This window comes from Chitinophagales bacterium (genome assembly GCA_041392475.1).
Classification (GTDB): domain Bacteria; phylum Bacteroidota; class Bacteroidia; order Chitinophagales; family UBA2359; genus JAUHXA01.
Genome location: JAWKLZ010000001.1, coordinates 242,063 through 255,789, shown reverse-complemented (window position 1 = coordinate 255,789; position 13,727 = coordinate 242,063). Strand labels below are relative to the sequence as shown.

11 protein-coding genes are annotated in these 13,727 nt (G+C 39.1%); 9 read left to right on the top strand and 2 right to left on the bottom strand.

What is annotated here, in order from left to right:
* Position 1 precedes the first annotated feature (1 nt).
* Positions 2–568: a protoporphyrinogen oxidase HemJ gene (gene hemJ / locus R3E32_00900; protein ID MEZ4883261.1), complete on the top strand. Its 567-nt coding sequence runs from the start codon at positions 2–4 to the stop codon at positions 566–568.
* 243 nt (positions 569–811) lie between these two features.
* On the opposite strand, the gene R3E32_00895 is transcribed toward hemJ, so the two are convergent.
* Positions 812–1,465, bottom strand: a complete 654-nt coding sequence (locus R3E32_00895) for a hypothetical protein (GenBank protein MEZ4883260.1) — start codon at positions 1,463–1,465, stop codon at positions 812–814.
* A gap of 230 nt (positions 1,466–1,695) precedes the next feature.
* Between R3E32_00895 and R3E32_00890 the strand changes: the two genes are divergently transcribed.
* From R3E32_00890 to R3E32_00855, 8 genes are all read left to right on the top strand, one after another.
* Entirely contained in the window at positions 1,696–2,595 is a 900-nt protein-coding gene (locus R3E32_00890; GenBank protein ID MEZ4883259.1) for a pseudouridine synthase, read from the top strand.
* A gap of 126 nt (positions 2,596–2,721) precedes the next feature.
* Complete coding sequence (locus tag R3E32_00885; GenBank protein MEZ4883258.1) at positions 2,722–4,680, top strand: alpha-1,4-glucan--maltose-1-phosphate maltosyltransferase; 1,959 nt, start codon at positions 2,722–2,724, stop codon at positions 4,678–4,680.
* On the top strand, positions 4,680–6,320 hold the full coding sequence (locus R3E32_00880) for a putative maltokinase (GenBank protein ID MEZ4883257.1): 1,641 nt from the start codon (positions 4,680–4,682) through the stop codon (positions 6,318–6,320). Before R3E32_00885 ends, R3E32_00880 begins: the two co-directional genes overlap by 1 nt.
* Positions 6,321–6,348: 28 nt before the next feature.
* Complete coding sequence (gene glgB / locus R3E32_00875; protein ID MEZ4883256.1) at positions 6,349–8,253, top strand: 1,4-alpha-glucan branching protein GlgB; 1,905 nt, start codon at positions 6,349–6,351, stop codon at positions 8,251–8,253.
* Positions 8,254–8,541: 288 nt separating this feature from the next.
* Positions 8,542–9,951: a DASH family cryptochrome gene (locus R3E32_00870; GenBank protein ID MEZ4883255.1), complete on the top strand. Its 1,410-nt coding sequence runs from the start codon at positions 8,542–8,544 to the stop codon at positions 9,949–9,951.
* A gap of 382 nt (positions 9,952–10,333) precedes the next feature.
* Complete coding sequence (locus R3E32_00865; GenBank protein ID MEZ4883254.1) at positions 10,334–11,488, top strand: serine hydrolase domain-containing protein; 1,155 nt, start codon at positions 10,334–10,336, stop codon at positions 11,486–11,488.
* 72 nt (positions 11,489–11,560) lie between these two features.
* Positions 11,561–12,523, top strand: coding sequence for a 23S rRNA (adenine(1618)-N(6))-methyltransferase RlmF (gene rlmF, locus R3E32_00860; GenBank protein MEZ4883253.1), 963 nt, complete (start codon positions 11,561–11,563; stop codon positions 12,521–12,523).
* A gap of 24 nt (positions 12,524–12,547) precedes the next feature.
* Positions 12,548–13,174 carry an HAD family phosphatase gene (locus R3E32_00855; protein ID MEZ4883252.1) on the top strand — a complete coding sequence of 209 codons (627 nt, stop codon included), beginning with the start codon at positions 12,548–12,550 and terminating at the stop codon, positions 13,172–13,174.
* A 12-nt stretch (positions 13,175–13,186) separates the two neighbouring features.
* Here R3E32_00855 and R3E32_00850 read toward each other — a convergent pair whose 3' ends face one another.
* Complete coding sequence (locus R3E32_00850; protein ID MEZ4883251.1) at positions 13,187–13,387, bottom strand: hypothetical protein; 201 nt, start codon at positions 13,385–13,387, stop codon at positions 13,187–13,189.
* Positions 13,388–13,727: the final 340 nt, after the last annotated feature.

Here is a 13,727-nt window from a genome sequence, read left to right as displayed (position 1 = left end):
AATGATGGATACAACAATACTTATTTATACTTTCAAAGCATTGCATATTATAGGCTTCGTTACTTGGTTTGCAGGTTTGTTCTACTTGGCTCGGATATTTGTCTATCACGTTGAAGCCAACGACAGACCCGAAATAGAGTGCAATATTCTACAATCGCAATACAACATCATGGCTTCACGATTATACAAAATTATTACGAATCCTGCGATGATGATTACTTGGACATTTGGCCTCGGTATGATTGTACTGAATCCCGATTACCTCAATCCTAAAGTAAGTGGAGGATGGCTACATGTCAAATTATTATTGGTCGTGTTACTCACTGTTTACCACGTTTATTGCAAAAGGATTATCAAAAAATTGGAAGAAGGAAAACCTACTTTGAATCCATTTCAATTTCGTTTATTCAACGAAATTCCCAGTCTATTTTTGGTAGCTATCGTATTATTGGCCGTATTGACACGCCAAAAACTGATGCCTGTTTCTTATGTCTTTATAATCATTCTTATTTTTGGTGGACTGATGTATATGGGGGCAAAAGCGTATCAAAAGAGACGGTTGGGTTAGTATTTTATCCAGCTTTTAGCAAACTATGTGATGAAAAAAATGGGCAAGCACTCATTGAAGTGCTAATGCCCATTTCACATAAATACTAAAGAATTACACACACAAATAAGCTGCTACTAATACAATCCTACTTGTCGGCAAGTATCAACAATAGGGCTATTGTACGAAAAATTGAGATATCTGTAAATACTTTTACCAACAGGATTATATACGGCAACAGCACAATTTATAAACTCAAAAAATTTATTGTATCAAATATCCAATACCTATTCTAAAACCAATATTGAAGTCCACTTCACCTGCTAAATTATAACTTTGCATAGTGGGCATTACTCCCACTCTCATAAACAAACTGCCGTCTTCTTTGGGCTGATAACGATAGGCAATATCTGAATACAGCCACAAAGAAGTGCCTTCTTGTTCCGCCTGATATTGTCCAATTAGTATTCCAGATTCTCCTACCGAACTTAGGCTCTCTTCTGTTTTTTCGAGACCAAACAATACATGCGCTCCTAAGCCAAGTTCGAGAAAATGCTTTTTCTTACCAATTAATAAACTCGCTTCAAGAGGTATGACAACATCCAATTCCTTGGTCTTTCCAGAAGTGATGACAGGATTCATTTGGTCAATCACCCCAAATCCAATATTTCCATTGAAACTCAAATTTTTACCTTTCAAGAGCTCCAAATTGTAGCGCAAGGTGTACAGGCGCAAATCATTGTAGAAAAAAGCATCTACAAACAAAGATTTATCATATTTGACATCTTCTGGCGTTTCTAATTCAAGTTTCAATAAATCATCGTCAAAATTCGATAACTCTTGACTATAGATGTTCAAAGTGTAGAGACTCAACAAAATCATTGCAAACAATAATCTGAAGATTTTTGATAATTTCATACGTTTTTAGGTTTGGGTTTTACTATAAGAATAAAGTGTTTGATAGTTAATATCACACCAGAAGAAAGTGTAAACACGTTTTTGATTTTATTTCTAAAGGTTTTTTAACCTGCTAAATTTCAATACATTGTTATTTTTTACACAAATAGTATTTTAAAAAATGTTGATTTATCTGAAATTTGCTTTAAATTAAGCGTGTAATTTTTTTGATAAGGATTCATTTAATAACTATGGAAAATCTTGAAAATAAAGGAGATGAACACTTACCCAATCATCCCCAAGAATCAAATGATGAGGATGCTCAACAAAAAGACAAACCTATTTCGGTAGAAGATGAAGACATGATAGAAGGCGATTTTACAGAAACCGAAGGTATTTCTCCTTTACAAATAGTCTATCAAGACAATCATTACATCGCCATTATCAAACCTTATGGACTACTCGTTCACCGTACAGATATTGCAGAGCACCAAACAGAGTTTGCACTGCAAAAGCTTCGCAATCAAATAAAAAGATGGATATACCCCATTCACCGTTTAGATGGCCCTACTACCGGTGTATTGGTATTTGGCTTGCACAAAAAAGCGGCAAGCAAACTCAATAATTTGTTTCGCCAGCGAAGTATGAAAAAAACGTATTATGCACTAGTAAGAGGTCACGCACCAGATAAGGGCATCATTGATTTCCCTATTCAAAAGCATGGCCACAAATACTCACAAAATGCGGTAAGCGAGTTTATTACAGTAGCAAAAGGAATCCTTCCGATTGCTCAATTTGGCTACGAACAACTCTATTATTCACTGGTAAGAGTACAACCGCACACAGGACGTATGCACCAGATTCGCAAGCATTTGAAGCACATCAACTGCCCGATTATATGTGATCGAAGGTATGGTGATTGGCGACACAACAAGCTCTTCAATACCAAATTTGAGATTACAAATTTATTTCTACTGGCAAAAAAATTAGAATTTATTCACCCATATACCCAAGAATCCATTACCATTGAAGCTCCATTTTCAGATGATATGCTGCAAATCGCTCCACATTTTGATTGGGATATGGACATGCTCCAAAAAAGAGAAGAGGAGGGATATTATGATAACATTGAAAACGAAAATTTAACATGAAAAAGACAAATACCCTATGAATCTCATTTGTTTTTTAAGTAATTTTGCAGCATCATCATTATTGCCATTGCAGCAAATAATTGATTCCCATCAAAATATATTTGTTGCCTTCAAAAACATATCACCTTGAAAAAAACAGAAGGTCAAAAGAGAACAATCATTGAAAACATTTTGCCACAAATAGATGGAGGTTTGTATCCTATCAAACGAGTAGTTGGCGAAACAGTAACCGTGAGTGCAGATATTTTCTCAGATGGACACGACGTAGTCAATGCAGTAGTAGTCTATCGTCACGAAAGCCAAAAAAAGTGGCGTGAAAGCCCGATGCAAGCCAAAGGGAATGATGTTTGGATAGGGTCTTTTCCCATCGAAAAACGAGGTAAATATGAATACACTGTTCAAGCATGGATAGACCATCCTCTCACATGGCAAGCAGGTTTCCGCAAAAAAGCCATGGCAGGTCAAAATATGAAAGTTGAACTGCAAATTGGCGCAGACTTATTGCAGCAGTATAGCCAGGACTATCCTAATACGACCTTCAAAAAATTCAAAGCCTATATTGACCTTTTTCGAGACGAGGCAAAATACAAAGAAGCCGCTTGGGCTGCAATGAGCAGTGAATTAGAGTCTCTCTTCAATGAATTTCCTCTCAAAAAATTCCCACATACATCTGAGCAAATATTGGCAGTAAAAGTAGAGCGAAAAAAAGCAGCTTTCAGTGCTTGGTATGAATTTTTTCCTCGCTCGACCTCTAGAGAATGGGGGCAACACGGTACATTCCAAGACTGCAAAAGGGTGATTGATGAGGTAGCAAAAATGGGATTCGATACCGTATATTTCCCCCCAATTCATGCGATTGGAGAGGTAAACCGCAAAGGAAAAAACAATTCGGTAATTTCACAACCAGAAGACCCCGGATCACCCTGGGCCATCGGTTCTAAATACGGGGGACACACCAGTATTCACTCCGAATTGGGTACACTCGAAGACTTCAAAGATTTGGTTCAATATACCAAAGACAGAGGTATCGAAATTGCTTTAGACATTGCTTTTCAATGTGCGCCTGATCATCCGTGGGTCAAGGAACATCCCGATTGGTTCAAATGGCGACCCGATGGAACAGTACAATACGCTGAGAATCCTCCTAAAAAATATGAGGACATTCTACCTATCTATTTTGAAACCGAAGACTGGGAAGCTCTTTGGACAGCATTGAAGGATGTGATGGTTTATTGGGTCAAACAAGGAATCAATATTTTCCGAATCGACAACCCTCACACCAAATCTTTCCGTTTTTGGGAATGGGCCATTGGTGAAATTAACGCCCAGTTTCCAGACATTATCTTCCTTGCAGAGGCATTCACCCGCCCTCGAATCATGGAACACCTCGCCAAAATTGGTTTCCAACAGTCTTACACCTATTTCACTTGGCGAGAAGACAAAGCAAGCCTATCGGAATACATGCAGGAACTGACCAAAACCAATATGCGAAATTATTATCGCCCCAACTTTTGGCCCAATACGCCCGACATTCTCCCCGATCACCTTCAATATGCACCACCTGCTTTGTTCAAATCCCGCTATGTATTGGCAGCTACACTATCATCCAACTATGGCATGTACGGCCCATCTTACGAATTTTGTCTAAACATACCAGACGAAAAAAGAAAGGAGTATATTGATAGTGAAAAATATGAACTCAAAGCCTGGGATTGGCACTATTGGAACGACACGAAAGAATTGATTTGGCGGGTCAACATGGCCCGAAAAAAACACCCTGCCCTTCAATCTACCTACAACATTACCCTATGCCAAACCGATAATCCACATTTGATGGCTTATATGAAGTGTACCGATGATTTGAGTGATATTTTGTATATTGTAGTGAATATGAACACCGATTGGCAACAAGGCTATGTTCAAGTACCTCTACACCAAATTGGAGTAAAAGACAATCAAGTATTGGAGGTACACGACTTATTGACCAATCAACGTTACCGATGGGAACAATCATGGAATTATGTGGCCCTCGACCCATCACACTATCCAGCACATATTTTTTCGGTCAAAAAAATAGATAGATAATGCCAAATGCCATCAACTTAGACTTCAATTTTGAATGGGACGATTTATTTGAACATCCCAAAGCCATAGAAAGACTCGAACAAGAAGTTTTTCCTGCTTACCTCCGCAGTTCTCGTTGGTTTGGAGGCAAAGCCAAAGTGATTGACAAACTACAAATTGAACGTTGGTTGGTGATGCCACTTCCCAAGCGAAATGGTTATTTCTTGGTGTTGAAGATTGACTACCAAGACAGCTTGCCCGAACGATACGCTTTGACGATTTCACATGCAAGTGAAGGCACAACCGCAGAAATTGAAGCCGAACATCCACAAGCACTCATCGCTTATGCTCGCTTCAAAAACAAACAAGGGGCTATCTACGATAGCATTTATCGAAATGGTTATCGAATGAGCCTCATTCAAATGATGGCAAATAACGAAGTATTAGAGGCAAATCAAACTTTATTGTCTTTCTACAAAGGCACTTATTTGACCGATGTAGAAGAAATTCAGCAATCTAAAGTATTGAAGGTAGAACAAAGCAATTCTTCTATCATTTATGACAACAAATATTTTTTGAAGCTCTACCGTAAGATTGATTATGCCATCAATCCCGACGTTGAAGTCACCCGTTTTTTATCCGAAAAAACAAATTTTAGAAACCTACCTCTCTTTGCAGGATCTGCCGAACTTCGCAATGAAAAACAGCAGTCTTTGATCTTAGGAATGTTAATGCAATTGGTCGACAACGAAGGAGATGCGTGGACCTATACTTTGAAAAATACCTACAGTTATTTTGACAAACTCATAGAAACTGCTGCTATTCAAAGTGAACCACCCACCGTCGTAGAAGGAAAAGACTACACAGGCTTCAAAGATATGCCTGCAATTTTTCAACAAGCCATAGACAAGGATTACTTCAATAGCGTAAAACTATTGGCACAACGCACTGCTGAAATGCACATTGCACTTGGTAAAGGAGATGATTTCAGTTCTTTTGGAACAGAACCTTTGACCCTTGACCACCAAAATCGTTTTTTGAACGAAACCCGCAATTTGGTGGAAAGTCGCTTCAATTTGCTGCAATCTTTGACCAATATTTTGCAGGAAAATGTGGGAGATTTAGCTTTAAAAATATTGAATTCAAGGGAGAAACTCCTACATTTATTGGAGGATATTTTGTCAAATCCACTTGCCGCCAAACGTATCCGCATACATGGCGACTATCACTTAGGGCAGGTGCTATATACAGGTGACGACTTTATCATCATTGATTTTGAAGGAGAGCCAGACAAACCTTTTGCAGATAGGCGCAACAAATATTCGTGTTTGAAGGATTTAGCAGGTATGGTTCGCTCATTTCACTATGCAGCCTATGCCACTATCTATCAATACCTTAATCAAAAAGGCGCACGTTTTTTGCACGTAGAAGCATGGGCCGACCAATGGTACCATTATATTGGCAATTATTTTTTGAACAACTACATTGATGCACTAAAGGGCAGCAAGCTATTGCCCCAAAAACGCAGTTCTATTCTCAAACTTTTGCAAGCCTACATTCTCGAAAAGGCAGTTTATGAATTGGGCTACGAACTAAACAATCGTCCTGAATGGGTGATCATCCCATTGAAGGGAATTAGTTACATATTGAAAAGATATTAAGCAGATGATCGAAACAAAAACAACTTGGATGACTTTATTCACAGATTTTGATATTGAATTATTCAGAAGTGGAAAACACTACCGTTTGTACGAAAAATTGGGTTCACACCTCGTCCAACACGAAGGCACTGACGGCGTTTATTTTGCAGTGTGGGCTCCCAATGCTTCAAAAGTATCTGTGATAGGAGGCTTCAATGGTTGGAATGCCAATAGTCACGGATTGAGTCCAAGATGGGATGGCTCAGGTATATGGGAAGGCTTTGTTCCCCATATTGGAAAAGGAGAATTGTATAAATATCGGATAGTGAACCAACACAGCGGCGAAGTGCTGCAAAAAAGTGATCCATTTGCCTTGCATTGGGAAACACCTCCCAACACTTCTTCTGTCGTTTGGGATATGGACTACGAATGGCAGGACAAACAATGGTTGGAAACCCGCAAAGAACAGGCTGGAAAACAACTCGAACAACCTTATTCGGTCTATGAAATGCACTTGGGATCATGGAGGCGTTATCCCGACAACAATATGCCTTTCACCTACCGAGATTTGGGAAATCAACTCCCTGCTTATCTTCAAGAAATGGGTTTCACACACGTTGAATTCATGCCAGTGATGGAGCATCCTTATGGTCCATCTTGGGGCTATCAAATTGTGGGCTATTTTGCACCTACCAGCCGTTTCGGAACACCTGAAGATTTTATGTACCTCATTGACCAATTGCACCAACACGGTATTGGGGTAATTATGGATTGGGTTCCCTCCCACTTTCCAGAAGATGCACACGGTTTGGCACGTTTCGATGGCACACACCTCTACGAACACGCTGACCCTCGCAAAGGATTTCACCCCGACTGGAAAAGTGCTATTTTCAATTATGGACGAAACGAGGTGCGTTCTTTCTTGATAAGCAACGCTTTGTTTTGGCTTGACAAATACCATGCAGACGGATTGAGGGTTGATGCAGTAGCTTCTATGCTTTACTTGGATTATTCTCGAAAAGAAGGTGAATGGATTCCGAATGTGTATGGTGGTCGTGAAAACTTAGAGGCAATTTCTTTGATTAAAGAATTCAATGCAGCCGTTTATGCCAATTATCCTGACACGCAGACCATTGCAGAAGAATCTACTGCTTGGCCTGGCGTATCTCGCCCATTGTATGATGGAGGTTTGGGTTTTGGGATGAAATGGATGATGGGTTGGATGCACGACACCTTGAAGTACTTCAAAGAAGACCCGATGCACCGTCGTTTTCACCAAGGCAAGTTGAGTTTTAGCATCATTTATGCTTTCCACGAAAACTTTATGTTGCCCCTTTCACACGACGAAGTCGTTTATGGAAAAGGTTCACTCTTGACCAGAATGCCAGGAGACGAATGGCAGCGATTTGCCAACCTTCGCTTGTTGTTCAGTTATATGTTCACCCATCCTGGTGCAAAATTGTTGTTTATGGGAGGCGAAATAGCTCAATACAAAGAATGGAATTTTGACGCAAGTTTGGATTGGGATTTACTGAAATTCGACTTCCACAAAGGTGTCCAAGAAGCGGTCAAAGACCTCAACCACCTCTACAAAAACGAGAAAGCCCTCCACGAACTTCAATTCTCAGATGCTGGTTTCCAATGGATTGACCACAATGACGCTACTAATAGCGTATTCTCTTATGTGCGAAAAGGAAAAGAAACGGAGGATACGGTTGTAGTGATTGGAAACTTTACCCCACGAGTATTGCAGGGGTATGAAATTGGCGTTCCAGAAGCAGGTACTTACGAGGAGATTTTCAACAGTGATGCCAAAAAATACCAAGGAAGTGGTGTTCGTGCTTGTGCGGAAGGAGGTGTGCTTACCAAGCCAAATTTACGACATAGTTTCAAACAAGAAATCTCCCTTACTTTGCCTCCTTTGGGATTGGTGGTATTGAAGTTGAAGCAGTAAGGTAAATTTAAAATGCAAATTCAATTTTAAAAAGTAACCATAGAAAACCGAAATTTCTAAAATTTCGGTTTTCTACTATTTTAGACTTTGAACGAAAGATTTTAAATGCCTGAAAGTAAATAATTCAAGCACAGAGTATAAAACTTATATATTCTAACTCGCCACTCTGGGCAAACTAAAATATTAAATTAGCCAATCTTGAATTTTAGTCAATTCACAATCCATTATTTAATTGAAATTGAAATCACATTTGAATTTGCCTAAATTCTCTTCAATTTTATACAATACATGCCGTCAAATACCATCATCGTTTGGTTTAGAAACGACTTGAGAATTCGTGACAACGAAGCACTCTACAAAGCTGTGCAAGAAGCCGAACACGTCCTACCGATTTACTGCATAGATCCACGCCTATTCGGAAAAACCGAACATTTTGGGCTTCCCAAAACGGGTGATTTTCGAGCCAAGTTCTTGCTGCAAAGTCTGCGAGATCTGCAATATGCACTGCGAGATTTGGGAGGTGATTTGATTATCCGTTCTGGCGAACCCGAAGCAGTTGTTTTTGCCTTGGCTAAATACCACAATGTCAAAGCGGTATATTGTCATCAAGAAGCTACGGATGAAGAAATTGGAGTGGAAGATGCTTTGGAGCGTCACCTGCAAAGTGAGGGCATACCGATGCGCTTTTTTTGGGGCAGCACGCTTTTTCACTACGATGATTTGCCCTTTGCGATTGACGAACTCCCCGATGTATTCACCAATTTTCGCCAAAAAATGGAGCGAAAAATGGAGATTCGTCCGACTTTTCCCATTCCCGAAAAAATCAATTTGCTGCCCGATATCAATTCTGGTGACTTGCCTACTCTGCAAGATTTGGGTTTGCAGTCACCTGAAAATGATAAACGAGCCGTTTTGCCTTTCAAAGGAGGTGAAACACAGGCATGGCTGCGATTGAAGTATTATTTTTGGGAAAGCAAACAGTTGAGCATTTACAAGGAAACTAGAAACGGTATGTTGGGCGGAGATTATTCCTCCAAATTTTCGCCCTGGCTCGCCAATGGCTGCATTTCACCTCGAAGTATTTTTGAAGAATTGAAGCGATACGAATCTGAAATTGAAGAAAATAAGTCCACTTATTGGCTCTTTTTTGAACTGGCTTGGCGGGATTATTTTCGCTTTGTGGCGATGAAATACGAAAGTGATATTTTCAAAAAAAGGGGTTTGAAGCGGGTGAATTTGAAGAGGAAACAAGATTTTGAATTGTTTGAAAAATGGCGTAAAGGGCAAACGGGTATTCCGTTTGTGGATGCAAATATGCGGGAATTGACTGCAACGGGTTTTATGTCAAATCGTGGGCGGCAAAATGTGGCGAGTTTTTTGGTGAAAGATTTGGGTTTAGATTGGCGAATGGGAGCAGAATATTTTGAGTCTAAACTTATTGACTACGACCCTTGTAGTAATTACGGCAATTGGAACTATGTAGCAGGCATTGGCAACGACCCTCGCCCAAACCGCTACTTCAACATGCTAACACAAGCCAAACGCTACGACCCAAATGGCGACTATGTGAAAACATGGTGTCCTGAACTTCAAAAATTGCCTACGACTTATGTGCATGAACCCTACAAAATGAATGAGGCGGAACAGCGCTATGTTGGGGTGAGGTTGGGGGTGGATTATCCTGAGAGAGTGGTATAAAGAAAAGACAAATTCAACCTCAACACTCACAGGTATAGGTCTGAACAAATTCTATCTGTGCCTTTAAGTTTTTGCCAAGTTCTTGGAGCATGAAACAGGGATTTGACCCTTCTTGATTTTTGGTTCTTTTTATCAAGTTGAGCGAATGCGAAATCCCAATTTCTCGGGGAAAAAGAACAGTCAAAAGTACCTACGCCAATACAAGAAATAGTATTTATTTTTTAAAGGCACAGGTCTGAACTAATTTGAAAATTTCACTGTGTGGTTAAAAAAAGAATGTGGAAACATTGTTCACACACCATCTGTGGCTTTTTTCATTTTTGCAGGAACAACTAACACAAATCTTTGTTTATTATTTATTTGTGGATCAAAATTTTCAAACTTGACATACACCTTCCTATTCGTTTTTATGCTATTGAGTACTCAACTGATGCACTCACAAAGCAAGGTTGAGGTGAAAATCAACAACGATAGTTTGCAAGTGTATTTAGAAAACACTATAGAAAAATACCCCATTCCAGGTGTTAGCGTTGCCTTTATATCAAGCGATACGACCTTAAATTTGGCTGTTGCGGGTATTGTGAAGTTGGGAGAACGGGTGAGGATAGATACTGATTGTAAGATGCACTTGGGTTCTTGCAGCAAAGCAATGACAGGCTTTTTGGCAGGCATATTAGTTGAAAAAGGCTTACTTCAATGGAATTCCACCATAGCAGATATTTTTCCATCATTCCTTTCAAATATTCAAAAAGCTTATAGAAAAACCACTTTGAAGCAATTGCTTTCTCACCAAAGTACGCTTCCACCATTCGTTACTGGTGAAGATTGGATTTCATTGGAGAGATTTACAGAACAAAATGCTAAAAAACGGCGGCATGATTTTGCACAATGGGTGCTTCAACAAAAACCTGTATCTTTTGATAAAACTCAGAAAAAAGCAGGATTTAGGTACTCCAATGCAGGATATGCAGTTGCAGCAGCAATGATGGAGGAGGTCACAAATAAATCTTGGGAAGAATTGATGGAAGAAGAAGTTTTTGCACCACTGGGTATTGAGGCTACATTTGGTTGGCCTTCCGCCGAAAACAATGAGCATAAGGTTTGGGGGCATTTGTGGGATGAAAAAACACAAATATTAGTGCCTACCGACCCAAATGGTACTTACCAAATAGACCCCATTTTATCACCAGCAGGCAATATTAGTATGTCGGTGCTGGATTATTCCAAGTTCATTCAGAAAAACCTCAGAGGACTGAACGGGCTTGACGATGAATACGATACTTCATTTTATGAGTATCTTCACTATGTCAACAAAGCCACCTCTGAGTATTCTATTGGTTGGTATTCGGTCAATCAGTTTGAAGATGAGTTAAGTAGTCATACTGGAAGTGCTGATACGTTTTATTGTCTGAACCTTATTTTGAGGAAGCACAATCTGGCGGTTATGGTAATTGCCAATTCTGCAACGGAAGAAACTAAAATTGGCGTAGAGAAAATAAGAAATTACCTGATTCGCCCATATTTAATAAAAGAATAAAGCTTATAATAACGTCTATCCAAAAATAGACGCAAAAAAACCCTAAATTGCCTCCAAAAGAAATACAAAATCATGTCGCAAGAAAAAAATACCTCCAAATCCAAACTTCACCCTCGAAACAAACACCGTGAACGCTACAACTTCAAAGAGTTAATCAAAAGCTCTCCCGACTTGGCCGATTATGTGTTTGTGAACCAATACCAAAACGAAACCATTGATTTTTTTGATGCCGAAGCGGTGAAAACCTTGAATACTGCGCTTTTGAAGTATTATTATGGCATCGAGTTTTGGGATATTTTTCCAAACTATTTGTGTCCGCCCATTCCTGGCAGAGCCGATTACATTCACCACATTGCAGATTTGTTGGCGAGTCAAAACGAAGGTAAAGTTCCGAAAGGCAAAAGGGTAAAGGTATTAGACATTGGAGTGGGAGCAAATTGCATTTACCCAATGATTGGAAACAAAGAATATGGTTGGACTTTCATTGGTACGGATGTGGATTTTACGGCCATTAAATCCGCCAAAAATATCATTCAAGCCAATCCTTCTTTGCATGGAAAAATTGATTGTCGTTGGCAGCCCAATCCCAGAAATATTTTTTACGAAGTGCTGGATAAAGAAGAACGGATAGACTTGGTAATCTGCAACCCTCCTTTCCACAGTTCTTTAGAGGAAGCACAAGCTGGCACACTCCGAAAATTGAGGAACTTGTCGAAATTTGAAACATCTGAACCTGTTTCAAATTTCGGAGGTCAAAAAAGGGAGCTTTGGACAGAGGGTGGTGAGAAAAAATTTGTGCAAGACATGATTTTTCAAAGCAAACATTTCTCCAATACTTGTTTTTGGTTTTCCACTTTGGTATCAAAGGAATCTCACTTGAAACGTTTTTACAGCGCACTTGAAAAGGCGAGAGCTGTTGAAGTGAAAACGATTGAGATGGGTCAAGGAAATAAAAAAAGCCGCATTCTGGCATGGACATTTTTTTCCAAAACTGAACAGGATAAATGGGTAGCAAAGAAATGGAATAGAAAATAACTTCAAAATCAAATCTAAAAAAGAATGAATCAAAAAACTTCAATAAATACCATCATTTTTGATTTGGGTGGTGTGCTTGTCGACTGGAATCCAAAATATTTGTATCGAAAAATTTTCGATTCTGAAACGAAAATAAACGAATTTTTGTCGGAAATCTGTACGAATGAGTGGAACATTGAGCATGATAGAGGGCGACCATTGTGGGAAGGCACTCAGCTATTGGTGGATCAATATCCTCAGTATGAACAAGAAATTCGGGCGTACTATGGACGTTGGGTCGAAATGTTGGGAGGTTTGTTGGACGAAACAGTAGAGATTTTGGAGAAATTGAAGGAAATACCCGAATACCGCATTTATGCACTGACCAATTGGTCGCACGAAACTTTTGCATTTGCGAGGGTCTTGTATCCTTTTTTGCAGTTGTTTGAAGGAATTGTGGTATCGGGGGAAGAAAAGGTGATTAAGCCCGATGCGAGAATTTACGAAATTTTGTTGGAGCGATTTGAAGTGAAAGCGGAAGAAGCTGTTTTTATTGACGACTCATTGAAGAATGTGAAAGGTGCAGAGGCGGTAGGGATTAAGGGAATTCACTTTTCGAGTCCGCAGCAGCTAAAAGTAGATTTGGAAAAACTCTTGGAGGTAGAAATTTGAACACAGTGAAAACTATTTCACCAAAATAACCATTTCAGTAGTAATGGGAGAAAGAATACTATTAGCTTCTAAATTAGAGGAGTTGTTGGTATTGAAGATTAAGATGTTAACACTCAATGCAGCGATGACAGTAAGGATTAACAATATCAATTTGAAGGAGAAGTTAGGAACTTCTTCGTGTTTATTGGATATGTTTATTTTTGAGTAGGTCATAACTGTGGACTTTTAAGTGGTTTGTAAACATATTGATGAATACCATGCCAAAAATTAAAAAATGAGTCAATTCACACAATTTTTCTTCAATATTTTTTAGACACTGCAAGCTTTTGTTTGTTTAATTTGCTCAACGGCTTTTTTGTGTACTATCAATATCTACGAGAAAAAATTGCCGAAGGATTACTTGAAAATCAAAGAATGTCTGTCATTAATGAAACCCATTTTTCAGAAAAGGTAACAGATATTTCTTCTTTTGATTTCTGTTCTCCTTTCCATACAATCTGACTCTAAAACGTAATCGAATTAAAGTAGATTATCTTGATTCAGTTAAAGAAAG